General features: G+C 39.1%; 21 protein-coding genes and 3 pseudogenes. 13 read left to right on the top strand and 11 right to left on the bottom strand.

Annotation, left to right across the window (positions count from 1 at the left end):
- The 3 genes from J536_RS07880 to zigA form a co-directional block, all read left to right on the top strand.
- On the top strand, window positions 1-1,156 hold a 1,156-nt coding region (locus J536_RS07880; protein WP_032062548.1), incomplete at its 5' end, for an amino acid permease.
- Between the two features lie 164 nt (window positions 1,157-1,320).
- Complete coding sequence (locus J536_RS07875) at window positions 1,321-2,007, top strand: D-Ala-D-Ala carboxypeptidase family metallohydrolase (RefSeq protein ID WP_005804352.1); 687 nt, start codon at window positions 1,321-1,323, stop codon at window positions 2,005-2,007.
- A 142-nt stretch (window positions 2,008-2,149) separates the two neighbouring features.
- Complete coding sequence (gene zigA, locus J536_RS07870) at window positions 2,150-3,415, top strand: zinc metallochaperone GTPase ZigA (RefSeq protein WP_025464153.1); 1,266 nt, start codon at window positions 2,150-2,152, stop codon at window positions 3,413-3,415.
- Window positions 3,416-3,448: 33 nt separating this feature from the next.
- Here zigA and J536_RS07865 read toward each other — a convergent pair whose 3' ends face one another.
- Window positions 3,449-4,561, bottom strand: a complete 1,113-nt coding sequence (locus J536_RS07865) for an acyltransferase family protein (protein ID WP_032062545.1) — start codon at window positions 4,559-4,561, stop codon at window positions 3,449-3,451.
- Between the two features lie 355 nt (window positions 4,562-4,916).
- On the opposite strand from J536_RS07865, the gene hutC reads away from it, so the two are divergent.
- From hutC to J536_RS25660, 9 genes and pseudogenes are all read left to right on the top strand, one after another.
- Entirely contained in the window at window positions 4,917-5,669 is a 753-nt protein-coding gene (gene hutC / locus J536_RS07860; RefSeq protein WP_014207981.1) for a histidine utilization repressor, read from the top strand.
- On the top strand, window positions 5,666-6,241 hold the full coding sequence (locus J536_RS07855; protein WP_032062543.1) for a HutD family protein: 576 nt from the start codon (window positions 5,666-5,668) through the stop codon (window positions 6,239-6,241). Before hutC ends, J536_RS07855 begins: the two co-directional genes overlap by 4 nt.
- A gap of 260 nt (window positions 6,242-6,501) precedes the next feature.
- A complete protein-coding gene (hutU, locus tag J536_RS07850) occupies window positions 6,502-8,169 on the top strand; it encodes a urocanate hydratase (RefSeq protein ID WP_014207979.1) in 1,668 nt (555 codons plus the stop codon).
- A gap of 87 nt (window positions 8,170-8,256) precedes the next feature.
- Window positions 8,257-9,795: a histidine ammonia-lyase gene (gene hutH / locus J536_RS07845; RefSeq protein ID WP_000421598.1), complete on the top strand. Its 1,539-nt coding sequence runs from the start codon at window positions 8,257-8,259 to the stop codon at window positions 9,793-9,795.
- Between the two features lie 64 nt (window positions 9,796-9,859).
- Window positions 9,860-11,272, top strand: coding sequence for an amino acid permease (locus tag J536_RS07840; RefSeq protein ID WP_032062541.1), 1,413 nt, complete (start codon window positions 9,860-9,862; stop codon window positions 11,270-11,272).
- Between the two features lie 51 nt (window positions 11,273-11,323).
- Window positions 11,324-12,529 (top strand): imidazolonepropionase, encoded by a 1,206-nt coding sequence (gene hutI, locus J536_RS07835; RefSeq protein WP_032062539.1) that lies wholly within the window; start codon window positions 11,324-11,326, stop codon window positions 12,527-12,529.
- Window positions 12,530-12,539: 10 nt separating this feature from the next.
- Window positions 12,540-13,460: a formimidoylglutamase gene (hutG, locus tag J536_RS07830; protein WP_017398981.1), complete on the top strand. Its 921-nt coding sequence runs from the start codon at window positions 12,540-12,542 to the stop codon at window positions 13,458-13,460.
- 95 nt (window positions 13,461-13,555) lie between these two features.
- Window positions 13,556-14,084, top strand: a pseudogene (locus J536_RS26110) (glutamate racemase); the annotation flags it as partial.
- 52 nt (window positions 14,085-14,136) lie between these two features.
- A pseudogene (locus J536_RS25660) lies at window positions 14,137-14,923 on the top strand (IS3 family transposase); the annotation flags it as partial.
- 83 nt (window positions 14,924-15,006) lie between these two features.
- Here J536_RS25660 and J536_RS0104245 read toward each other — a convergent pair.
- The 3 genes from J536_RS0104245 to J536_RS07820 are packed head-to-tail and all read right to left on the bottom strand — an operon-like array spanning window position 15,007 to window position 18,169.
- On the bottom strand, window positions 15,007-15,492 hold the full coding sequence (locus J536_RS0104245; RefSeq protein WP_032062535.1) for a GNAT family N-acetyltransferase: 486 nt from the start codon (window positions 15,490-15,492) through the stop codon (window positions 15,007-15,009).
- A gap of 16 nt (window positions 15,493-15,508) precedes the next feature.
- A complete protein-coding gene (locus J536_RS07825; RefSeq protein WP_032013280.1) occupies window positions 15,509-17,452 on the bottom strand; it encodes a carbamoyltransferase C-terminal domain-containing protein in 1,944 nt (647 codons plus the stop codon).
- A 6-nt stretch (window positions 17,453-17,458) separates the two neighbouring features.
- Window positions 17,459-18,169 carry a hypothetical protein gene (locus J536_RS07820; RefSeq protein ID WP_002119196.1) on the bottom strand — a complete coding sequence of 237 codons (711 nt, stop codon included), beginning with the start codon at window positions 18,167-18,169 and terminating at the stop codon, window positions 17,459-17,461.
- 720 nt (window positions 18,170-18,889) lie between these two features.
- On the opposite strand from J536_RS07820, the pseudogene J536_RS07815 reads away from it, so the two are divergent.
- Window positions 18,890-19,184: pseudogene (locus J536_RS07815) on the top strand (hypothetical protein).
- Between the two features lie 243 nt (window positions 19,185-19,427).
- Here J536_RS07815 and glmS read toward each other — a convergent pair.
- Genes glmS through ribBA form a run of 7 tightly spaced genes read right to left on the bottom strand, consistent with a single transcriptional unit; the run spans window position 19,428 to window position 26,153 of the window.
- Window positions 19,428-21,266, bottom strand: coding sequence for a glutamine--fructose-6-phosphate transaminase (isomerizing) (gene glmS / locus J536_RS07810; protein WP_032062533.1), 1,839 nt, complete (start codon window positions 21,264-21,266; stop codon window positions 19,428-19,430).
- 12 nt (window positions 21,267-21,278) lie between these two features.
- Complete coding sequence (glmU, locus tag J536_RS07805) at window positions 21,279-22,643, bottom strand: bifunctional UDP-N-acetylglucosamine diphosphorylase/glucosamine-1-phosphate N-acetyltransferase GlmU (RefSeq protein ID WP_005804369.1); 1,365 nt, start codon at window positions 22,641-22,643, stop codon at window positions 21,279-21,281.
- Window positions 22,644-22,651: 8 nt separating this feature from the next.
- Window positions 22,652-23,185, bottom strand: a complete 534-nt coding sequence (locus tag J536_RS07800) for a phosphatidylglycerophosphatase A (RefSeq protein WP_005804370.1) — start codon at window positions 23,183-23,185, stop codon at window positions 22,652-22,654.
- Window positions 23,163-24,080 (bottom strand): thiamine-phosphate kinase, encoded by a 918-nt coding sequence (gene thiL, locus J536_RS07795; protein ID WP_005804371.1) that lies wholly within the window; start codon window positions 24,078-24,080, stop codon window positions 23,163-23,165. The genes J536_RS07800 and thiL overlap by 23 nt, the downstream gene beginning before the upstream one ends.
- A 16-nt stretch (window positions 24,081-24,096) precedes the next feature.
- Window positions 24,097-24,546 carry a transcription antitermination factor NusB gene (nusB, locus tag J536_RS07790; protein WP_002119137.1) on the bottom strand — a complete coding sequence of 150 codons (450 nt, stop codon included), beginning with the start codon at window positions 24,544-24,546 and terminating at the stop codon, window positions 24,097-24,099.
- Between the two features lie 3 nt (window positions 24,547-24,549).
- Window positions 24,550-25,020, bottom strand: a complete 471-nt coding sequence (gene ribE, locus J536_RS07785) for a 6,7-dimethyl-8-ribityllumazine synthase (protein ID WP_002119264.1) — start codon at window positions 25,018-25,020, stop codon at window positions 24,550-24,552.
- 11 nt (window positions 25,021-25,031) lie between these two features.
- Window positions 25,032-26,153, bottom strand: a complete 1,122-nt coding sequence (gene ribBA / locus J536_RS07780; RefSeq protein ID WP_002119278.1) for a bifunctional 3,4-dihydroxy-2-butanone-4-phosphate synthase/GTP cyclohydrolase II — start codon at window positions 26,151-26,153, stop codon at window positions 25,032-25,034.
- Between the last annotated feature and the right edge of the window lie 171 nt (window positions 26,154-26,324).

Here is a 26,324-nt window from a genome sequence, read left to right as displayed (position 1 = left end):
TTATTTTGCGAACAAATATTGGGGCAAAATGGCGGGTTTTATGTCTGGCTGGAACTATTGGGTACTCAATGTACTCGTCTGTATGGCAGAACTAAGCGCAATTGGTCTTTACATTCAATATTGGTGGCCGCAAATCCCGACGTGGGCATCTGCTTTAGCCTTCTTTGTCTTAATTAATGGCATTAATTTGCTACACGTTAAGTTTTTTGGCGAAATGGAATTTTGGTTTTCTATTGTCAAAATCTTAGCGATTCTTGCAATGATTGGCTTTGGTTCATATCTACTTGCAACAGGCACAGCAGGTCCACAGGCAAGCATTTCAAACCTCTGGGCACTTGGCGGTTTCTTCCCGTTTGGTGTTGAAGGCTTAGTCATGGCAATGGCAGTCATTATTTTTGCTTTCGGTGGTATTGAGCTTTTCGGTATTACTGCAGCTGAAGCACGTGACCCTGATAAAACTTTACCTAAAGCTGTGAATCAAATTATTTACCGTATTTTGATTTTCTATATTGCGACGCTTTTTGTTTTATTCTCGCTGTTCCCATGGAACCAAATGGCACAAGGCGGAAGCCCGTTTGTGATGGTATTTGCTTCTTTAGATAGCCAAGGAATTGCAACGTTATTAAACTTTGTGATTTTGACTGCTGCTGTTTCAGTTTATAACGGGACAAGTTATTGCAGTAGCCGTATGTTGTTAGGCCTTGCGCAACAAGGAAATGCACCAAAAGTATTTGCACGTATTAATAAACGCGGTATTCCAACCAATGCAGTGATCCTTTCTGCGGCAGTCACTATTTTATGTGTACTGTTAAATTATATTTTCCCTGAAAAAGCATTTGGTTTACTCATGATGCTGGTGGTTGCAGCGATTGTAATTAACTGGGTTGTAATTTCATGGACGCATTTAAAATTCCGCAAATATATGCAGCGCCAAGGGCAAACAACGAAGTTCCCAAGCTTTATGTATCCGTTTAGCAACTATCTATGCATACTGTTTATGCTGGGTATTTTGGTCGTGATGTCTTTAACACCAGATATGCGTGTTGCGGTCATGATGATTCCTGGCTGGATCTTGTGTTTGATGGTGGCTTACCAATTTAAACGCCGAAAATTAAAAGCTGAGCAGTCTGTACCTGCCTTAGAAGCAGATATTTAATAAATTATTGAGTTGTATCTAAAAAGGACGTCTGACAGGCGTCCTTTTTTTATTTTTAAAATTTAGCAACAGAAATTAAAGGATTTTATTATTGTTATAATATAACATTTCATTAATTTAATGATGAGCAATTTTCCCATTTTTGGTGAAGATAGAGCATATTTATGAAGCGTTATTTCGGTTTAATTTTCTTATCTCTCACAGCATGTAGCATTCAAACACCCAAGCCAACAACCCCTCTGCATACCCAAACACCTTTACCTCAACCTACAAAACCAGTGGTCAAAATAAAGTCTCAACCCGAGGCGTATGTTGCGTGGTTAGCTTCAGCAGACCATCGACAGGCTGTACAAGCTTACAAGCAATTTCTTAAGCAAAAAGGGCTTGCCAATTTAGTTCCAGACCATGAATTATTAAGCTCAGCTCGCGATTGGCAAAAATGTGGAGTTGAGCCTTACGCGGTGCCACCACGGGAGATTTGGTCCAATATTGTTCCGACGCTTAGCATTTTAAAAGCGTTAGTTGAGGATGGCGTAATTAATGATTTTGAAGTGACTTCGGTCTACCGGGCGTTGTCTCTAAACCGCTGTGCAGGTGGTGCTGATGCTTCTCGACATGTCTTTAATGCAGCGCTTGATTTTAGAATTGGGCCAGAACAGCCCAGCGACTTAGACCAGTTCAATATTCAGCAAACTAAAACCAAACTTTGTCAGTTCTGGGCGACAAAAGGTCAAGCGCTTAAGATGGGACTAGGTGTTTATGCTTCAGGACAAATTCATATTGATAGCCAAGGATTCCGTGCATGGGGGCCTGACCATCACTATAGAACCTCAATTTGTCAGGGACTATAAAAGCAATTTTTTCAACGACTAAGTAAATTGATTTAAATAAAAGCGGAATAAAAACTTGATCAATAGTTATGTTATAACATAACATTATTGTGGTTTAGAAATAGATTACGCCTGTGATCTGGCCATACCTAGATGGCCAGCCATGATCAGTTTAAATATTATTCGAAGAGATCAAGCCATGCGCACTGCAATCGCCAACTCATTTGCCAAGCTTCCCGTCACTGTTTTATCAGGCTTTTTAGGTGCAGGAAAAACCACATTACTCAACCATATTTTAAATAATCGTGAAGGCCGCCGTATTGCCGTGATTGTCAATGATATGTCTGAGGTGAATATTGATGCTGCATTAGTACGTGAAGGTGGGGCAGAGCTTTCAAGAACGGATGAAAAGCTGGTTGAAATGAGTAATGGCTGTATCTGTTGTACGCTACGAGAAGATTTATTGGTTGAGGTGAGACGTTTAGCCGACGAAGGGCGCTTTGACCAATTGGTGATTGAGTCAACTGGCATTTCTGAACCGCTGCCTGTGGCAGAAACCTTTACCTTTGAAGATGAAGATGGAAACTCACTCAATGAGTTCGCTCGACTCGACACCATGGTCACGGTAGTCGATGCTTTTAACTTCTTTAAAGATTACAGTTCAGTTGACTCACTGCAACAACGTGGCGAATCATTAGGTGAGCAAGATGAAAGAACTGTAGTCGATCTTCTCATTGATCAAATCGAGTTTTGTGATGTGATTGTGCTGAATAAAATTGATTTGATTGACCAAGCTCAGCAAGACCAGCTTATCGCCATTTTAAAAACATTAAACCCGCGTGCCCGAATTGAAATTGCTCAATTTGGAAAGATTGCCTTAGATAAAATTTTAAATACGCAATTATTCGATTTTGATGAAGCCGCACAAGCACCGGGCTGGTTAAAAGAGTTACGCGGCGAGCATACGCCAGAGACTGAAGAGTATGGAATCAGCAGCTTTGTTTACCGCGCTCGCCGACCTTTCCATCCAGAGCGTTTTTATGATTTGGTTCAGGCTGAATGGCCGGGAGTCGTGCGTTCTAAAGGCTTTTTCTGGTTGGCTGCTGAACCGACATTGGCTTATTCATGGTCACAAGCGGGAGCAATGGCTCGACATGGCTTGGCAGGTTATTGGTGGGCCGCCGTTGCAGAAGAAGACTGGCCGAGTGACCTAGCCAGCATTGAACAAATTAAGAAAAACTGGGATGCCCGCACAGGTGATGCGCGTCAGGAACTGGTTTTAATTGGTATGCAAATGGATGAGCAAGCGTTAATACAGCGCTTAGATCGTTGCTTGTTAAGCGATGAAGAAATGGCTTTAGGGCCACAAGTTTGGCAGAGCTGGTCTAACCCTTTTAAACAAGAAGATGAAACCATGTTGATCGCTTAATTAAATAAGCCCCTATTTTAAAGGGGCTTATTTTTATGATTTGTCTTTAATAAAAACCTTTCGAATGTAGCTGTTAAGCGGTGTGGAATAATATTTTTCAATCGCTGCGCTGATGATAAAAGTCAGAACCAAATAGCCAATTAAAAGCATAATTTTGATGCTAGAGTCGGTTTGAGCAGGAATAAACGCAACTTTCATAAGGCCCAATACAACCAGATGAAACAAATAAGTTTCGTAACTTCTTTGCCCTAACCAGACCATCACTTTGGTAAATAAGTTATGCGCTTGCGTTTCGGAAGGATGCTGAAAACACAAAATAAGTAAGCCTGTAGCAAAAGCAAATAAGCTGATACCCCATGTACTGACTTCTTTAATTGGTGCATATAAATATAGAGCGGTCATACTCAAAATAATCAACCATGAAAGAGGTTTTTTATAGGACCAATTTGGCTGATATTTATGAGAAAAAATGGCAGTTAAACAGCCCACCGCTATACCATCAAAACTTGAAAAATAATGATATAAATAAGCGCCGCTTTCTTCTCCAAAATGCAGAGATCTAAAATAAGGCCCATATAAAATGACTCCAATTAGCACAGCAATAAAGACCTTATTACTGCGCGTGAGTAGACACAATAATGGAAAAACAAAATAAAAAACTTCTTCCACAGAGAGCGACCACAGCACTCCCAAAGCGTAGTTTACCCAACCGAATTTAATAATCAGGATATTCATCCAGAAGGTTAAAGCTGCAAATATGGTTAAAGGATAAGAGACTTCAATGCCATTCGGTGCTTGGTTCATAAAGGGTTTTAAGTCAAATGAACCGAGTATGCTTACCCCTAAAATGAGTAATATCAGACACGGCAAAATACGCGCTGCCCGGCGGATATAAAAATGCTTGAGGTTAATTGCGGAAAATTGTTTATCTCTTTTTAAAGTGTGATGAGTGATTAAAAAACCCGAAATCACAAAAAACATGGTAACACCATAATTTCCGTTTCTTGCGATGACTGTGCTAAATGCTTCACCTAAGAAATCAAAGCCTAACCATGTATCTTTAAGTTTATAGGGAATATTAAAATGATGTAAAAGAACCAACAGGATAGACATTCCACGCAGAATATCTATTTTATAATTACGCATTCGATGTGCTTCCAGTTTTATTAATATACTGTGTGGCAGAAGAATACTATCGATCAGTTATTTTAAATAAAAATTTTAAGCAGCATTTCGTAAACCAAAAAAGACTACATTTTTGCTTCTTTGAATTGAGCTAAGGCATAGCAGAAATAATTATTAAATAAATATTTATAAAGCATTTATATATTTGAATTTTTCTACATAAAACTTTAAATTAGCTCTTATCGAGCTATGTTTATTTTTTAAACTTTTTAAAATCTATTTAATCCATCAATTAACATGTTGTATGTGGTTGTATATACATAGCATGTCAACTAAAATACTGTTTTTGCCTGCTGCCTTTTTTGAGTAATTAGTTATGCCCAGAACATCAAAACAAGAACATGCTGAGCTTTCGATTGAAGCTGATAGTCCAGTTCCTCTATACCAACGTGTAAAACAGCTGATTTCACAAAAGATTTATGAAGGCTCTTGGGCTGTAAATAAAAAAATTCCTTCGGAAAGTGAACTCGTTAATCAACTCGGTTGTAGCCGCATGACGGTAAACCGTGCGCTACGTGAGTTAACAACAGAAGGCTTACTCGTTCGAATTCAGGGCGTTGGTTCTTTCGTAGCTGAAGGGCAAGGCCGAACTGCACTTTTTCAAATTAATAATATTGCTGATGAGATTATTGCACGAAACCATAAGCACCACGCTGAAGTTTTAGTCCTAGAACAAGTTTATGCAAATGCAGAGCAAAGCGTGTTAATGCAGACTCGTGAAGGGCAAAGATTATTTCATTCGATTATTGTGCATTATGAAAATGATGTACCTGTTCAGGTCGAAGATCGTTTAGTTGATGCAGCACTGATTCCAGATTATTTAGAACAAGATTTTAAAACCATTACCCCGAATGCTTACCTCATGGCAAAAGCACCTGTGTCAGAAGGTGAGCATATTGTTGAGGCCGTTTTAGCATCTCCTCAAGAGTGTAAGTGGTTGAAGATTACTAAAGCTGAGCCATGCTTACTGATTCGCCGTCGTACATGGTCAAATAAACAACTCATTTCAAGTGCGCGTTTGATCTATCCGGGTAGCCGCTACTATCTCGAAGGGAAATTTAACCCATGATTGAATTGATCAGGGCCGATCAATATACAAAAATGCTTTGGAAAAATGGTGCAGGTTTTACTTTAGAAATTGCCAGAAGCCAAGGTGATGCCGACTTTGAGTGGCGTATTTCGATGGCAGATGTGACCACTTCTGGGCCATTTTCGCTATTTCCCAATAAGCAGCGTATTATTAGCGTACTCGATGGACAGGGCATGGTACTGCATGTCGATGATCTTCCTGCCAAAAATCTGAAACAGGGCGATATTTTTGCTTTTGACGGTGAAAGTCAGGTCCAAAGTGAACTGGTAGGCGGTGCAATTCGGGATTTAAATCTAATTTATGATCCTGCAAAGTATCATGTCCGTTTTCAGTGGTTGAATGATGCAGCGGAGCAGGCATTTATCAGTTCGGCAGACCTGATTTTCATTTTTAATCAGGGTAGTGAAACGGAAGTGAACGTTGATGATCATTCCCTTCAGCTTGCTGCTCAAGAAACACTAAAAATTGAGAAAAACGCTGGCGTGACATCGATTAGTTTTCCCAAAAAACAACTCAAAAGTTGCTATGTCATGGAGCTAATTCAACGATAAAACAATATAATTTACTACTTAAAAAGCACGTATCGATTTAAAAGATATGTGCTTTTTTTATGCCTGATATAAAAATAAATTAATTTAATTCATAAGCTTATTCAATTTTATTAAAAAAATATCAGTCACCCTCTTCACGCCGAAAAATATTTGTGTAGTATATGGATGTATATACAAGTTAATACATTACTATACAAATGCAGAAACAAGTGATGTTCTGCTGATGTAAGCTCAAAGGAAGGAGTCCGCCTGTGACAACAATGACAACAAAATTTCGTGATGTAGAAATTCGTGCGCCACGCGGCACTGAATTGACGGCTAAAAGTTGGTTAACTGAAGCTCCATTACGTATGTTGATGAATAACCTTGATCCGGACGTTGCAGAAAACCCGAAAGAGTTGGTTGTATACGGTGGTATTGGCCGTGCAGCACGAAACTGGGAATGTTTCGACAAAATTGTAGATACTTTAAAAAATCTTGAAACTGACGAAACTTTATTGGTTCAATCAGGTAAACCAGTAGGTGTATTTAAAACTCATAAAGATGCACCTCGCGTTTTAATTGCAAACTCAAACCTTGTACCGCACTGGGCAAACTGGGAACACTTCAACGAATTAGATGCAAAAGCTTTGGCTATGTATGGTCAAATGACAGCAGGTTCATGGATCTACATTGGTAGCCAAGGTATTGTACAAGGTACTTACGAAACTTTCGTTGAAGCAGGCCGCCAACATTACAACGGTGATTTAAAAGGCCGTTGGGTGCTTACTGCTGGTTTAGGCGGTATGGGTGGTGCTCAGCCTTTAGCTGCAACACTTGCAGGTGCGTGTTCTTTAAACATTGAATGCCAACAAGCAAGTATCGATTTCCGTTTACGTACGCGTTATGTAGATGAACAAGCGACTGACTTAGACGATGCTTTAGCGCGTATTGACCGCTATACAAAAGAAGGTAAAGCAATTTCAATTGCGCTTCATGGTAACGCTGCTGAAATTTTACCTGAGCTGGTACGTCGTGGTGTACGTCCAGACATGGTGACTGACCAAACAAGTGCACACGATCCACTTAATGGCTACTTACCAGTAGGCTGGACTTGGGATGAATACCGTGCACGTGCGAAAACTGAACCGGAAGCTGTTGTAAAAGCTGCAAAACAGTCGATGGCGAAGCACGTACAAGCGATGCTTGATTTCCAAAAAATGGGTGTTCCAACATTTGACTATGGTAATAACATCCGTCAAATGGCGAAAGAAGAAGGTGTAGCAAACGCTTTTGATTTCCCAGGCTTCGTACCTGCATACATCCGTCCATTGTTCTGCCGTGGTATTGGTCCATTCCGTTGGGCAGCGCTTTCTGGTGATCCAGAAGACATTTATAAAACAGATGCCAAAGTTAAAGAGTTAATTCCTGATGATGAACATTTACATCACTGGTTAGACATGGCACGTGAACGTATTAGCTTTCAAGGCTTACCAGCGCGTATTTGTTGGGTTGGTCTAGGCTTGCGTGCAAAACTTGGTTTGGCATTTAACGAAATGGTTCGTAGCGGTGAATTGTCTGCACCAGTTGTGATTGGTCGTGACCATTTAGATTCAGGTTCGGTTGCGAGTCCAAACCGTGAAACTGAAGCAATGCAAGACGGTTCAGACGCAGTATCAGACTGGCCTTTATTAAACGCGTTGCTTAATACAGCAGGCGGCGCAACTTGGGTGTCTTTACATCACGGTGGTGGTGTAGGTATGGGCTTCTCTCAACACTCAGGCGTTGTGATTGTGTGTGATGGTACAGATGAAGCTGCTGCACGTATTGCTCGTGTACTGACCAATGACCCTGCAACAGGTGTTATGCGTCATGCCGATGCAGGTTATGAAATTGCAATTAACTGTGCGAAAGAGCAAGGCCTACACTTGCCAATGATCACGCAATAAAAATACACGGAAGAACTGGCGGTGCTTTTTGCAATTGTGAAAAGCACCGTCTCAGCAGAATATAGTGCAAAAAATTAGGAAGCCAACATGGAATTATTAATCCAACCGGGAAAACTAACCTTAGCCGATTTACGTCAAGCGTACCTCAACCCGATCAAAGTTAAATTAGATGAAAGTGCTTCATCTGCAATTAATGCAAGCGTGGCTTGCGTTGAGAAAATTGTAAATGAAGGACGTACAGCTTACGGCATTAATACAGGCTTTGGCTTACTTGCTTCAACCAAAATTGCTCCTGAAGATTTAGAAAAATTACAGCGTTCATTGGTTCTTTCGCATGCAGCAGGTGTAGGTGAAGCACTTGATGATGCAATGGTTCGTTTAATTATTCTATTGAAAGCAAATAGCTTGGCGCGTGGTTTCTCTGGTATTCGCCGTAAAGTGATTGATGCTTTGTTGGCTTTAATTAATGCCGAAGTTTACCCACACATTCCACTGAAAGGTTCAGTAGGCGCTTCAGGTGACTTGGCACCACTTGCACACATGTCTTTAGTGTTACTTGGTGAAGGTAAGGCGCGTTATAAAGGTGAATGGTTACCAGCAGTTGAAGCTTTAAAAGTTGCAGGTTTAGAACCAATTTCTTTAGCAGCTAAAGAAGGTTTAGCACTTTTAAATGGTACACAAGTTTCAACGGCTTATGCTTTACGCGGCTTATTTGAAGCGGAAGATTTATTTGCCGCTGCAACTGTTTGTGGTGGCTTAAGCGTTGAAGCAATGCTGGGTTCACGTGCACCATTTGATGCGCGTATTCATGAAGTACGTGGTCAACGTGGCCAAATTGATGTGGCTGCGGCTTATCGTGATCTATTAACAGACTCGAGTGAAATTGCACATTCACACGAAGACTGTAGCAAAGTTCAAGACCCATACTCTTTACGTTGCCAACCACAGGTGATGGGCGCATGTTTAACCCAAATCCGTCAGGCTGCTGAAGTATTAGAAATTGAAGCAAATGCTGTATCTGATAATCCGCTTGTTTTTGCTGAACAAGGTGACGTGATTTCTGGTGGTAACTTCCATGCAGAACCTGTTGCAATGGCGGCTGATAATTTAGCATTAGCAATTGCAGAAATTGGTTCATTGTCTGAACGTCGTATTTCAATGATGATGGACCGTCACATGTCGCAACTTCCACCGTTCTTGGTGGCAAATGGTGGTGTTAACTCGGGCTTTATGATTGCTCAGGTAACCGCTGCTGCTCTTGCAAGTGACAACAAAGCGCTTGCTCATCCAGCAAGTGTTGATAGCTTACCGACTTCTGCCAACCAAGAAGACCATGTATCAATGGCTCCGAATGCGGGTAAACGTCTTTGGTATATGGCTGACAACGTCCGTGGCATTTTAGCTGTTGAATGGTTAGGCGCTTGTCAGGGTCTAGACTTCCGTGAAGGCCTAAAAAGCTCGCCTAAACTTGAACAAGCTCGTAAAATCTTGCGCGCTCAAGTGCCTTACTACAGTGAAGACCGTTTCTTTGCTCCTGATATTGAGCAAGCAAGTGAATTACTCTCAAGCGGCTGCTTAAACGAGTTAATTATTCCAAAACTGCTCCCTAGTTTATCTGAAGTGTGATTGATAAAACGGTCACATGGAGTGGCCGAATCTAACTAAATATCCTCAAGGATTGGAGATTATAATGTCACAAAACTCCACACTACAGCGGGGTTTAAACACCCGCCACATTCGTTTCTTGGCATTGGGCTCAGCAATTGGAACTGGGCTTTTCTATGGTTCGGCAACTGCAATTAAAATGGCAGGGCCTTCAGTATTACTGGCGTATATCGTTGCAGGGATTGCAATTTATATCGTTATGCGCGCATTGGGTGAAATGGCTGTCCAAAACCCTGTCTCTGGTTCATTTAGCCACTATGCATCACAGTACATTGGTCCATTGGCTGGCTTTACGACAGGCTGGACTTATGTTTTTGAGATGATCATTGTGGCGTTGGCTGATGTCACTGCTTTTGGTATTTACATGGGGTTCTGGTATCCCGATGTACCACGGTGGATCTGGATTTTATCCCTGATTATGTTCTTGGGTGCAATTAACCTCATTCACGTTAAAGTCTTTGGCGAACTCGAGTTTTGGCTTTCTATTGTCAAGGTGAGCGCTATTGTTGCCATGATTTTAGGTGGAATCGGTTTAATGTTCTACGGCTTCCATGCTGACCATAGCAGTGTGGTACCGGGTATTCAAAACTTATGGATTTATGATGGCTTTATGCCGCATGGGATTGCAGGCTTAGTTGCATGTTTATCTGTGGTTGTATTTGCTTTCGGTGGTATCGAAATTATTGGTATTACAGCAGGTGAATCACAAGATCCGAAAACCACTTTACCAAAAGCAATTAATGCAGTTCCGGTTCGTATTTTACTGTTTTACGTATTAACCATTTTTGTACTGATGTCGATTTTCCCATGGAATCAAATTGGTAGCCAAGGTAGTCCATTTGTACAGATTTTTGAGAATTTAGGCATTCAATCAGCAGCTACAATTTTAAATATTGTTGTTATTACGGCAGCAGTTTCAGCGATTAATAGTGATGTATTTGGTGCTGGTCGTATGCTTTATGGCATGGCAAACCGTGGTCAAGCGCCTCGAGTTTTTCAGAAATTATCACGTAATGGTGTGCCATGGATGACTGTAGTGGTTATGGCTGGCGTGCTATTAATTGGTGTAGTGCTGAACTACCTGATTCCTGAAAATGTATTCATGATCATTGCCTCAATTGCAACTTTCGCAACCGTTTGGGTGTGGCTCATGATCTTGCTTTCGCAAGTCGCGATGCGCCGTAAGTTGTCTACTGCTGAAATTAAGGAATTGGATTTCCCCGTTATTGGTTGGCCGTATGCTCCTGCGTTTGCAATTGGTTTTATGGTATTCATTTTAGTCATGATGGGGTATTTCCCAGATTCACGCCCTGCAATTTATGTGGGAATCACATGGCTTGTTCTGTTAATGATCGCTTATCGTATTTGGGTCAAACCTCAGCAAAATTCGGGAAAGCAAAATAATTCAATTCCGCAAAATATCGAGATAGAAAGCTAACAAGTCAACTGCCCAATGGTTTAACTATTGGGCAGTTTTGAGGAAAGGCGAATGAAAAAACTTTGGCAAAATTGCCACATTGCGACCATGCAAAATGGGCAATATTCCTACATTGAAGATGCTGCAATCGTCACAGAAGGGCATCTCATTCATTGGATTGGAAAACAACAACAACTTCCTGCCGACACTTATTCCGAAACAGTTAACTTAAATGGCGCTTGGGTAACCCCAGGTTTCATCGACTGTCATACGCATAGTGTTTTTGGTGGCAACCGTAGTGTTGAGTTTGAAAAACGCTTGCAAGGTGTGAGCTATGCTGAAATTGCAGCAAGCGGTGGCGGCATTGCCAGTACAGTGCGTGCAACGCGTGAAGCAAGCGAAGAACAATTACTAAGCTCAGCACTTAAACGTATTCGTTGTATGCAACAAGACGGTTTAACCACCATCGAAATTAAGTCTGGCTACGGACTCAATTACGAAAATGAACGCAAAATGCTGCGTGTCATTCGTCAAATTGGTGAAGCTTTACCAATGACGGTAAAAAGCACTTGCTTGGCTGCACATGCGTTACCGCCAGAGTACAAAGACCAAAGCGATGCTTATATCGAGCATATCTGTACAGAAATGTTGCCTAAACTGCATGCGGAAGGTTTAGTCGATGCAGTTGATGCATTTTGCGAGCATTTAGCATTTTCACCTGCTCAGGTCGAACGTGTTTTTAAAACGGCACAATCTTTGGGTCTACCCGTTAAGCTCCATGCTGAGCAGCTTTCATCACTAGGCGGTTCAAGCTTGGCAGCACGTTATCATGCTTTGTCAGCCGACCATTTAGAGTACATGGCTGAAGATGATGTTAAAGCCATGGCAGAGTCGGGCACGGTTGCTGTGTTATTGCCGGGCGCGTTTTATTTATTACGTGAAACACAATATCCACCGATTGAAAGTCTCATTAAACATGGCGTGCGTATCGCGCTGTCGAGTGATTTAAATCCGGGTACATCTCCAGCACTTTCTTTACGTTTAATGCTCAACATAGGCAGTACACTTTTTCGCTTAACGCCTGAGCAAGCATTAGCGGGTGTCACCATTCATGCTGCACAAGCGCTCGGTTTAGAGCAAACACACGGCAGTTTAGAGCAGGGTAAAGTCGCTGACTTTGTGGCTTGGGATATTGAGCATCCATCTGAAATAGTTTACTGGCTGGGCGGAGATTTGCCTAAGCGAGTCGTTCAGCATGGACAAGAAGTTATTTTTTAGACGGTGGCATATGAATCACACATTTAAATGGCAAGGCCGCCATGATGGCGAGGGTGAAGCACACCAACGTATTCACCATATCATGAACAAAACCCAACCTGCTGAATTTGCCCTGATTGGTTTTAGCTCTGATGAAGGCGTGAAACGTAACAAAGGCCGAGTCGGCGCTGCTGATGCACCAGATGCGATTCGTACACAACTGGCTAATTTACCGATTCATCGTCCAGTCAGTATTCTCGATTTGGGTACAGTGACCTGTGAATCTGAGAATTTAGAGCAAGCGCAAACCGAGTTGGCAGAGCAAGTCGCAAATAGCTTACAAAATGGTTTAAAACCGATTGTATTGGGCGGTGGACATGAGGTTGCCTTTGGCAGCTTTAGTGGTCTGTTCCACTATGTACAAGCCCACGCGCCAGATAAAAAAATAGGCATTATTAATTTTGATGCCCACTTTGATTTACGTGAAGCTGAACATGCCACCTCTGGAACACCATTTTTACAGGCAGCTCGACTTTCAGAACAGCATCAAAAACAATTTAATTATTTATGTATTGGGGTCGCCAACCATGCCAATACTAAAGTTTTGTTTGATACAGCCGATGCGCTGAATTGTTCATATTTAAGAGATCATGAGGTTAATATTTTTAACCTAAACAACGTGCTCGCGGCGGTTGATGCTTTTATTGAAAAAGTAGACTGTTTGTACATTACGATTGATTTAGATGTCTTCGCGGCTGCGGTTGCCCCGGGGGTCAGTGCGCCAGCCGTAAAAGGAATTGATTTAGCCACTTTTGAAGCAATTTTTAAGCATATTCAAGAGACTGGCAAAATCAAACTTTTAGATATTGCCGAGTGCAATCCAAAATTTGATTTGGACAATCGAACAGCAAAACTGGCTGCGTATATTGTTTATCAATACTTCTTTAATTAATAAGTTAAAGAATATACTTTTGAGTCAGGTCTTTACTTAAGGCCTGACTTAAAAGAGTGTAAAAAATAATGAACTAGAAGAATAGCCCGATAGGAATGATTGATTCTGGTCTAGGAGGATTGTCTCTATTTATTAAGCACATTCGGCAGACCCTTCCTAATGAAGATATTATTTCCTTTGCAGACTCGAAATATATTCCCTATGGAGATAAAAATAGCGATTGGATTGTTTCAAGAAATACCTACTTAATCTCAAATCATTATAAATAACGGGAAGTACAAAACGATTATTGTTGCTTATAATATAATGACTGCGGGAGCGATTGAAACGACTAGAGCGCAAAATTAGTATTCCACTTATTGCTGCTATATAACCTGCGGTAAAACTAGCTGTAGGAATAACCTTAAGTAAATATATTATCGTTTTGGCAACTGAAACCAGCGTTAAAGGAAAAAATTTAGAAAATTTAATTGAAACTTACGCAAAAGATATCAAAGTGTCTTTACTGCCCTGTATTGGCCTGGCCGAAAAAATTGAAAATACTAAAGCACACACTGCTGAAGTTAAAAGCTATTTAAAAATATTTTGGATTCTCTGTTAGGACAAAAGGTTGATATGATCCTAGCAAAATAATGGACACAAAGTCCCTCTAAAGCTAACTACGGAGATATAAGAAATGGCGAAACGCTTTAGCACTGAATTTAAGCAACAAGCGATAGAGTATGTGCTGGCAAATTCACATGAACCATTAGCTGCCATAGCTAGGAAGTTGGGTGTGGGTTATTAAACGCTAGATAAACGGGTACGTGATACGTGAAATAAAAGTGGCTGGTGCCAGCAAACGACAACTAACACCAGAGCAACAACGTATTCTGGATTTAGAAAAAGAAGTCAAACAGCTTAGTGAAGCGAATGATATTCTAAAAAAACGCATGTGTACTTTCTGACCGCAGATCAAACTTCGAAAAGTACACGGTAATTGCGGATTTAACGATGAACAAGAAAGTCACTATCTCTTCAGCCTGTAGATGTTTAGCTGTCAGCGCTGCTGGTTATTATGCTTGGCGCAAGCGACGAGTTGATAATGCTCAGAAATATAAGGATTTAAAAGCAGTATATTAGCAACCTCATGCTCGTTTGGGCGCACCGTCATTGGTTTATGACATGCATGATCTGGGCTACAGCATGAGTGAACGTATGGTAGGAAGAATGCTTAAACATCTTGGGTTATGCAGTAAGATTTCATGCAAATATAAGCATACGACAGATTCAAATCATCGTTTGCATACAACTCCCAATTTATTGGATCGCCAATTTACAGCCACAAAACCGAATCGGGTTCGGGTATAGACAACAGACATTACATATATTTGGATCAAAGAAGGTTAGTTGTATTTATGTGTGATGCTGGATCTATTTAGCCGTCGTATTGTAGGAGGCAAACCAGCCATAGAATAGACCAATTTAAGGTCTATGAGGACACTAATTTGCCATCACACGATACGACGAATGAAAAGTGCTTTTGTAAAAAAGGCACTTTGTCGAATTATTTTATTTGTTTTCTATAAACATAATCATTATCTTCTTCATGAGTTTTTATAAAACCTGATTTCTCGAGAATTTTTATAGAAAATATGTTTCTAGGATCAACATAACTTTCTAGGTACTGCACATTATCTTTTTCTTTTAAAAAATTTTCAAGCCATTGCAAAGCAGAATATCCATAACCTTGGTTCCAATATTTTTTATAAATTACATAACCTACATAAGCTTTTTTTTCATTTTTTAATACTGTAGCTTGAATTGTACCAATTGGGTAATTTTTATGAAAGTCACTATATATTATCCAGTTCATCCACTCTTCGTTCGGATTATGAGATCCATCTATTAAAGATTGATACCTATTTCTCAATTGTTGTATATTCTCATACTTAACATCTGGAATATACAAATATAATTCATCATCCTGCAGGTAATTAAAAGTATTTTCTGCATCACTGATACTCAATAAAAATACATTTAAACTATTCATGATAAAACCTCATTAATTAAAAAAATTTATATATAAATAGATTATATAATTCAAAATGAAGATTTGAATTTTTATCATCAAATAATTTGTCATTAAAATTTAATGGTTGATTAAACAAAAATAATCTTTTTAGAGGATCTTCTTTAATTATTAAAGAAATATCATTTAAGCTTAGAATGAGATCATCATTTAAATTGAGGGATCCATCATTAAACTTTTTAAGTATAAAAATATTCTTATTAATTCTATATTTATTATCTCTTATTGCTTCGGTGAAATAATTGTTTCTTTCGACTAAGTAGTTATCTATTAATAAATAATCAACATCAAATTTTTTTAGATACCAATCTATTGCTTGATTATAATTTTCTATAATAGGCTCATCTGGACCATTGAAAGATGTGTTAACTAATACGCCAAAACCTGTTATTTCTTTAAATTTTGTTATTAAATCATATAACCAAGGATCATCTTCATAATCTAGCGTTTGGCATCTTGTCGTATTATCTGGATGTTCTAAAGCTGGCATTTTTCTTAGATTACTATCAGATATATTATATGAGAACGTCATCCAAGAGCTATTTAAGGGACCGTGAAAGATATTTCCTATTTCTTCTTTTAGAATAATAGGTGCAACTGGTCTCCATGACTGTCTCTTCTTTATTTTGTTTAATTTGTTTTTTGTACTATCCAATAGTGGAGAGGCTAATATACTTCGTCCACCAAGTGCTCTTGGGCCAAACTCTGAGCGACCTGAACAACGAGCAAATATTTTCCCATCGAATATTAATTTTGCTACTTCATGGGTATTCGTTTTTTTGAATAAAATGAAATTTTTATGCTCTTTATTTAAAATATCTATATCTAGTTCATATTTGATGCCAAGCCTATCCGTTGTAACTTTGTTAACTTGATCTTTAAGTTTAACTGCACCCCAAAATGCACAACCAATTGATATTCCAGCATCATTTGGCGCACTTGGTAAACTAACACTATCGAAAAAACTACTGTTATAGATTTTAGAATTAGCTAAAATATTAAGAAAAGAGCCGCCTGCTAATGCGATATCCTTTAAACCTATTAATTCTGATGCTTTCTTTGCATAATGTAAAAGTATATTTTCTGCAGCATTTTGACAACTATCTGCCAAATAAAATTTAGTTTCATCTGTTAATGTAAATTGATCATTATTATTTGAGGGTAATTTATATAGCATCTGTTGCCAATTATTATGATATATGATTTCTCCATCTTCTTCTTCAAAAATTTTTATTAATTCTTTACGTTTGTTATAGGCTGCTAGGGCCATCAAGGAGCCATGTTGCCCCTCTTTATTAAAAATTAATCTACTAACATTTTCATATAAGGCTCCAACACTTTGAATTATTGAAAAGTTATTAGGGTGAGGAATTTGGCTTTCTCTATATTTTAAATCAAAGTATTCACCTAATTTAATTTTATAAATACTTAAATTTTCAGATTTAAGTTTGACTGGTTTTTTACATTTAATTATTGAATTATACCATTCCGAAAACTTCATTTCATAATCTTTTAATTCTTCAGTAGCTGATCCAGCATAATCAGATACTAATACACAAATTTCTTTTTTAGGTGCATAACTTGAAGCACAATAAGCATGAGCTAAATGATGTGAAATAACGTAATGATTATTTGAATAGGGATCAAAATCATCAAAATCCTCTTCTATAACCGAATGCTGAAATCCTACACCTCCTCTTGCAGTACCCTGAAAAGAAGACACAATAATATCAACTTGTTCGATTGAAAATCCAAAAGATTCTAAAAAATTCTTTATTTCTAGTCTCTTTGATAAACCATGACAAACGAAGTTTTTTATTCTGGTTATTCGTTCTAATCGTGTAGCTGCTATAAGCGTACCATCTTGAACTAATGCTAATGAAGCATGATGTCCTAAATGAATTCCTAATGATAGTCCCATTATTATTTATCCTCTAGGAGTAAATCCAATTGTTAAAATTCCAATTGACTCATTAACAGATAGTTGTGATCTTCCATGTACTATGGAATCACCATAAGTAATCATTATTTCTCCAGGCTTGAAATAATATTTTCTCATTTTTTCTCCATTAATATCAAATGCATATAAGAAAGAATTTTTATTTCCCACTGCTTCATGCCATAGATTTATATTTACATTTATCGAGAAACTTGTTGTATCTACATGCGCAGCCAATCCATCTCCAACTTTCTCATAAAATAAATAGCTTGCTATTCCTGTTGGAGTTGATTGCGTAGTATAAGTAGTGACAAGTTCATTTAGCTCATTTGACAATGCAATTCTATCTGCAATAGTTCCTCCTAATCTTAAATAATGTCCAATTTGTTTAATTGCTCTTGGTCGTACTTCATTTTTTGCTTCATTAATAAGCTGATTTAGCAATTTATCAGTCATGAAGCTAGGTCTTCCAAAGTAATTAACCCCGGTTTCAGAAATTTTATTATGATTTTGAATTCTTGAGATCAAATATGCATAATCTTTGAATAAGGATAGTTCTTCATTATTCTTTGGTAATACTCCATTTGGACATATTTCCTGGATAGCCATAGATAAACTTCCTCTTAATAAGGCTAACTCCTTAGAGTTAAGTTTATCTTTAATTTTTAAAATTGATTCAGCAAAACTTTCAATTACCATTTAATATCTCCAAATTTTTTAATGGGAAGCCATAGGACATAATGCATACTTCCTCTCCTTCCTTTAAAGTAGTTCTTGCATGTACAGTTGTTTTTGCCCAAAATATTATATAGTCACCTGGTTTTAAATTTAATTCTATGGGATCTGATAACATTGGATATAAAATTAATTTTGATGAATCATTTATATTGTAATTATGCTTTAGCATAATAATCATGTTTATACAGAAATCTTCAATATCTATATGTGGATATGCTAATTCACCTTCATTATAAAAATTATAATTACTATTAACCTTTCCATTAAATTTTATTTTATTTTCTTTGAAAATTGTTTTGATAAAATTTTGAAAACTACTGCTATTAAAAAATTTTTTTGACTCAGAACTAGCAATATTCCATCTATGTGCTTTTTTAGGAACAGTTAGACAGTTTTTTTTAATAATTCCGCCTCTTCACTTAAATATTGTGGTAGGACTCCATTTTTAAGGAGTTGGCCATGCCATTATTCAAACTCATTTTCTTTCACAATTAATTATTTTATTTAAAATTTGGATTTTCTATATCATGATTTTTTAAATATATAAATTATTTTTATTTTATAATCTTAATTATTTTGTTTTCCTGTTTTTGTGGGAGGATTAATTATTATTTAAAAAATTATTTTAATATTTAAACGAATAATATTTTATTTAAAGATATAAATAATCATGAGAATAATATGAAACTTCATAAATTTATATTGTTTTTAAACCTTGTGGTCGGTGCTTACAGTATTACAAATGATGATGCGAACGCTCAGCAGGAATTTAAAAGAATTTGTTTGTCAGATGAACACATGCAAGCCAGTTGCAATTGTGTTTGCCAACAGCTCGCGCAACTGTATTCACCTCAAATCGTGCAACGTTTAAAACACACCAGTTTGCAAAGTCCTGTTCTCCCACAGGGCTTTGCCCCTAACTTGTTTAGCAGCATTCAACGCTGCGATAAAAATGAAATGGGCTAAGTTCGCTTAGCTCCTTTATCTCTGTGTCGCAATGATCTCTCAAACTTTAAATCAGCGCAAAAGTAAAAGTCCGTTGTGACACAGGGTCCTAGGGAAGTTTTCTACTATCAAACTAGATTTTCTTACACGCAAAAGCGTCTGCGTAGTCGTATGAACGCAATAAAAAAGCCCGATAGGCAATTAATGCATATCGGGCTTCCTAATCAACAGAAGCGATCTAGACCCCTTATGGCATAGATAGTATGTCTGATTATTATTCTACAGTTACTGACTTCGCCAAGTTACGTGGCTGGTCAACGTCTGTACCACGTAATACAGCAACGTGATACGACAACAACTGAACTGGTACGCTATAAACAATTGGAGCTAGCCATTCGTTTACTGCTGGAATATGCACAACGTGTTGACGTTCTTTTTCATTGATTCCGCTATTTTCATCAGCGAAAACAAATAGCTCACCACCACGTGCTTGAACTTCTTCCATATTCGATTTTAGCTTATCAAGCATTTCATCATTTGGAGCAAGAATCACGATCGGCATTTCATTATCAACAAGTGCTAATGGACCGTGTTTTAACTCACCAGCTGCATAGCCTTCGGCATGAATATATGAAATTTCTTTTAGCTTTAATGCGCCTTCCAATGCGATTGGATAATTCGTACCACGGCCTAAGAATAAGCAGTGATTTTTTTCAACGAATAATTCAGACAAACGCAAAATTTCTGGATCATACTTAAGCGTATCAAGAATAACTTTCGGGCTGTGCCATAACTCACGTGTAATTTCTTCAAGCAGAGCAGGGCTAATACGTTGTTTCACTTGACCAATTTTCAAGATTAACAACATAAGTGCAGCAAGCTGAGTCGTAAACGCTTTAGTTGAAGCAACACCAATTTCAGGACCAGCAAGCGTCAATAAGTGATGATCAGTTTCACGAACCATTGAAGACGTCGCAACGTTACAGATAGTCAAAGTCTGAATATCTATATTGTTTGCTTTAGCACGTTTTTGAGTTTCACGTAGTGCAGCTAAAGTATCAGCAGTTTCACCTGACTGTGAAATACAAATATAAAGTGTATTTTCAACAATTACAGGAGTGCGATAGCGGAATTCACTTGCGATTTCAACTTGGCAAGGCACGCCAATCAGTTGCTCAAACCAATATTTAGCAATCATTCCTGAGTGATAACTTGTACCACACGCAATGATTTGTACGCTTTGAATTTTATTGAAATCTGCATCAGCATTTTTCAAGAAATCATCACGTAAGCTATTGCCATCAAGCGCTTGAGAAATTGTTTGCTTGATTGCTTCTGGTTGCTCATAAATTTCTTTGAGCATGTAGTGTTTGTATTCACCTTTTGATGCACTACTTACGGTTGCATCAAGCTCTCGTACTGGACGCTCAACGCGTTCGCCATTTGCAAATACTTCAATTGAAGTACGAGTAAGACGTGCAATATCACCTTCTTCTAGGTACATAAAGCGGTTAGTTACAGGCAAAAGTGCAAGTTGGTCTGAACTAATAAAGTTTTCACCAATACCTACACCAATCACGAGTGGTGAACCTTCACGTACAGTAATGAGTTCATCTGGATAATCGCTGTGGATAATACCTAGCGCGTAAGCACCTTTAAGCTGAGGTACAACAGTTTCAACAGCTTCTAAAAGGCTATCTGTACTTTTTAATGCTTCAGCAACTAAGTGTGCAACAACTTCAGTATCTGTTTGAGAAGTAAAAACGTAACCTAAAGTTTGAAGGTCGTCTTTTAATTCTTGATAGTTTTCAATAATACCGTTATGGACTACAGCGACCTTACCTGACATATGAGGGTGAGCATTGTTTTCAGTTGGTTTACCATGTGTTGCCCAACGGGTATGCGCAATCCCGATAGCCCCCGCAATTTGGTGTTCAGCGACAGCTTCTGCAAGATTGATAACTTTACCTACACGACGCTCACGTAAAATTTGTTGGTTATTCAGTAAAGCAACACCCGCAGAATCATAACCGCGGTATTCAAGACGTTTTAAACCTTCAAGTAAAATCTCGGTTACACAACGTTGTGCAACGCCTCCGACGATACCACACATACTTCAATCCTCTTATTTTTTAACCTTTTGGGGACGTTGATAATTTGCTTTTGAAATTTGTTGTGCACGTTCAAAGGAGAGACTTTGCTCGGCTACATCTTTCGTAATCACAGAACCAGCACCAACTGTTGCGCCACTCCCAATGGTCACCGGAGCAACCAGCGAGCTATTAGAACCGATAAAAACGGCATCACCAATAGTGGTTTTGTGTTTATTTGCACCGTCGTAATTACAAGTAATCGTACCTGCCCCAATATTCGATTCAGCACCAATTTCTGCATCACCTAAATAGGTGAAATGGTTAGCTTTACTACCCAATCCAATCGTTGTATTTTTAACTTCAACAAAGTTGCCGATATGTACTTCATTTGCCAATTTCGCGCCTGGGCGTAAGCGTGCAAATGGTCCAATTTGAGCATTTTCGCCTACAACTGCGCCATCAAAAATGCTATAGGCTTGAACTTTAGTTCCGGCTGCAATTTTGGTGTTCTTTAAAATACAACCAGCCCCGATTTCTACAAAATCGCCAAGTTCACAGTCACCTTCAATAATCACATTGACGTCAATACGAACGTCATGTCCAACTTTTACAGAACCGCGTAAGTCAAAGCGTGCAGGGTCTGCAAAAGTTACGCCTTGTTGCATAAGCTCTTTTGCTTGCTGTTGCTGGAACTCACGTTCAAGTGCAGCAAGTTGTAAGCGGTCATTGACGCCTTCAACTTCAAAAGCGAGTTCTGGTTGAATAGATGCGATTTCTAGACCATCTGCAACAGCCATTGCTACGATATCAGTTAGATAATATTCGCCTTGCGCATTTTCGTTTGAAAGTTTAGGCAACCACTCATGAAGTTTTGCATTGCTAACACAGTAAATACCTGTGTTGATTTCTTGAATCTGACGCTGAGCTTCTGTTGCATCTTTATGTTCAACAATCGCTTGAATCTTACCTTCTTGACGAACGATACGACCATAACCTGTTGGGTTGTCGACATGTAAAGTAATCATGCCAATGCCCGTTTTACTTGAAACTTCAACAAGTTGCTCTAACGTTGTTTGACGTACTAAAGGTACATCACCATAAAGAATTAATGAAATACCGTCTTTAGGGAGTACGGGTAAAGTCATTTGTACCGCATGACCTGTACCTAGTTGTTCTGCTTGTTCAACCCATTGAATCTTTTCTTGTGCAAAAGTTTGTTTGACGTGGTCACCACCATGTCCATAAATCGTAATAATATTTTCTGCGTGTATTTTTTTTGCTGTTTGAATGACATGTCCTAGTAGCGGGCGACAAGCTAAAGGTTGCAATACTTTAGGTAGTTGTGAACGCATTCGCGTTCCTTTGCCTGCAGCAAGGATAATGACGGTAGTTGACATGAGTAAACCTACTTAAATGGCGTTACGCCCCAGAAAGTAATAAATATGATGATACAGAGTGCCGCCCAAAGCCCTGCAATGATGTCGTCTAGCATGATCCCGAAACCACCAGCAACTTTCTGGTCGGCAACACGGATTGGCCAAGGTTTCCAAACATCAAATAGGCGGAATAAGCAAAAACCAATTAGTGCCCATTGTAACGACATTATATTAAAAAAGATTAAAGGCAGAAGAGTAATTGATTGTCCTGCAAATTCATCCCAAACAATTCGCCCATCATCATGAACATCAAGGACTTTTGCAGTTTGACCACAAATATAAATTCCTACCAAGGACATGATAAGGATAGCGATCAAGCTTAAGTTAAAGCCAAGTGATAACCAGATTGGAACGAAAAGTAGGGCAAAGGCAGAGCCAAAAGTACCGGGAGCTTTAGGTGCGAGACCAGATCCGAAACCAACTCCACAGAAAACGATGCAGCGGTTGAACCAAGACATGTCCTTAAAATGAATCGGTGGCTTATGCAAAGTGTTGGTATCCATGAATTTGCAATGGGTAATCTGAACCCAAATGCTCAAAAGTTAGTTGTGTTTGCTCAACGATCTCTCCGATCATTGTAATCTTAATGTCTAGTTGTTTTTGCAAAAGTTTTTCATAATTTTGCGGTGTTATTGTAAAACATAATTCGTAGTCATCGCCACCAGCTAGCGCATATTGCCAGCGCTGTTGTTCTGGTAGTGCTTGTAGTGTTGAGTCAATCGGTAACTTTTCTAAAAGTAATCGGGCACCGACCTTTGAAGCTTTTAAAATATGGCCTAAATCTTGGGCTAATCCATCAGAAATATCAATCATACTTGAAGCTAATCCCTTCAACTGTTGTCCAAGCTGACAACGTGGCGTCGGGTAGTCCAGTCTTTTTTGTAATGGATGACCTAGGTGCTGTAAACCATACGCGGCATCACCCACTTGACCGCTCACACAAACATAGTCACCGACTTTGGCACCTGAACGTAACACGGCTTGTCCGGTTTCAATCCAGCCCATGGCCGTAACAGTAATAGTGAGATGAGGGCCTTGAGTCGTATCTCCGCCAATAAGAGCAACGCCAAATTGATTACAGCAGTCATAAATTCCCTGGCTGAATCCTTCAAGCCATTCATGATCAATTGTAGGTAGGCTGAGCGCCAGTAAAATACTATGCGGTTTTGTTCCCATTGCTGCAATATCTGAAAGATTAACAGCTACGCTTTTCCAGCCAATTGCATGGGCAGAAGTATCAAGAGGAAAATGACGTCCAGCAACCAGTGTATCTGCACAGATCACCAATTGTTGGTTTGCGGGAGGGGTAATTAAGGCTGAGTCATCTCCAATACCCAAGGTGACATCTGTGTAAGATTGTCTGTTAAAGTATTGGTCAATAATAGAAAACTCAGCCATAGCAACTTCAAACCTATTAGTTTGCTTGTTGTTTTTCAGCACTACGTAGTGTTGAACTTAAACGATCTAGAACGCCATTAATGTATTTATGGCTATCTGCTCCACCAAAGTGTTTAGCGAGTTCAATAGCTTCATCTAGAACGACACGATAAGGTACTTCTAAATGATCACGTAACTCGTAAGCACCCAAGCGTAATGTTGCTAGCTCTACACCATCAAGTGCACTAAGTTCACGGTCAAGAACCGGAATAAGTAATGCATCAAGATCTTCGTGCTGTGCAATCACTTGTGTTAACAGTTCGTGATAGTAGTTTAAGTCTACCTTGTGCATTGCATTTTCCGCACGGGTACGTGCTTCGATTTCATGTACAGGGTTGTGACTCATTTGCCACTCATAAATACCTTGTACAGCAAAACGACGTGCTTTACGTTTTGCTGCATAAGCGGCTTGCAGTGTTTGAGACATGCTTTAAATTGCCTTTAATAAATTAACCATTTCAATAGCAGTCAATGCAGCTTCGCTACCTTTGTTTCCTGCTTTTGTACCTGAACGTTCGATGGCTTGCTCGATGCTATCAGTAGTTAAGACACCATTGATGACAGGCAAGCTGCTTTCTAACGCGACTACACCTAAACCTTTTGCACATTCACCGGCAACGAAGTCAAAGTGTGGTGTGCTACCACGAATCACTGCGCCAAGTGCGATAATGGCATCAAACTGGTTTGATGTAGCTAATTTTTTAGCAACAATCGGGAGTTCCCATGCGCCAGGAGCGTGAATAACAGTAATGTTATCTTCATTTACACCATGACGTTTTAATGTGTCGATTGCACCATCCAATAAGTGTTCAACAACAAAGCTGTTGAAACGACCCACTAAAATCGCATAACGACCTTCGCTTGCGAGATGTAATAAACCTTCAATACGGCGAATTGCCATAGCAACCTCGATTATTTCGTTGTGATTTGATCAGCAGTGACATATTCCACTACTTCTAAATTAAAGCCAGATAAGGCATTGAAACGTAATGGTGAGCTAAGGAGCTTCATTTTTTCAACACCTAAATCACGCAAAATTTGAGCACCGACACCAATGGTTTGATATTGATGTGAAAGTGCTGCATTGGATTTCACCGGTTTTGGCTTATTTAAATCATCCAACGCTGGTCCCAAGTCTTGCAAATGATCTTGTCCGATCCAGACTAAAACACCGCGATCACTCGCTGCAATCGTCTGTAGGGCACGGTCTAAATTCCAAGCAGGTTCACCATCAGCTTTATTCAGCTTAAGCAAATCGCGAATTGGACTAAAACCATGCACACGTACTGTTGTAACACCTTCTTTTGGCTCGCCTTTAACTAAAGCCAAATGAATGTCCGGGTTACCAATCTCACGATAACGATAAAGTTCAAATGAACCATATTCTGTTTGAATGGTTTTTTGATCCAGACGTTCAACCGTTTGCTCATTGGTCATGCGGTAGTGAATCAAGTCCGCAATTGTACCAATTTTTAAGCCATGCTTCTCAGCAAAAATTTCTAAATCTGCACGGCGTGCCATTGTGCCATCTTCATTAATGATTTCACAAATGACAGAAGCTGGTTCAAGACCTGCTAAACGGGCTAAATCACAACCTGCTTCGGTATGGCCTGCACGATGTAAAACACCGCCTGGTTGTGCCATTAACGGGAAAATATGACCCGGCTGTACGATATCAGTTGGTTTTGCATGCGCTGCGACAGCAGCTTGAATTGTATGTGCACGCTCTGCTGCTGAAATACCCGTGGTAATACCTTCAGCGGCTTCAATTGATAAGGTAAAGTTTGTACTGTGCTGAGCACCGTTTTGGTCAACCATCAACGGAAGGTTTAACTGTTTACAGCGCTCACGGCTTAGCGTTAGGCAAACTAGACCACGTGCATGGGTAATCATGAAGTTAATATCTTCAGGACGAACATGCGTTGCTGCAATGACAAGATCACCTTCATTTTCGCGATCTTCGTCATCCATCAAGATAACCATTTTGCCTGCACGAATATCGGCGACAAGATCTTCAACACGACTCAGCGGCATTCGCTTTCACCTTTTTTTGTCGTAAGACAATTTCTATTTAATAAATTTTGCATAGTTTACGCTGTTTAGAGAATTTTGCCTATGATTCTGATTTATCCAAATTTGTGACATCTAAGAATAGATCGAGATTTATTTATACAAATAAATCATAAGAAAATGGAGTGGTTTTAA

This window comes from Acinetobacter sp. 809848 (genome assembly GCF_000581275.1).
Classification (GTDB): Bacteria; Pseudomonadota; Gammaproteobacteria; order Pseudomonadales; family Moraxellaceae; genus Acinetobacter; species Acinetobacter pittii.
The sequence above is the reverse complement of the archived record's forward strand: the minus strand, read 5'-3'. Positions and strand labels throughout refer to the sequence as shown.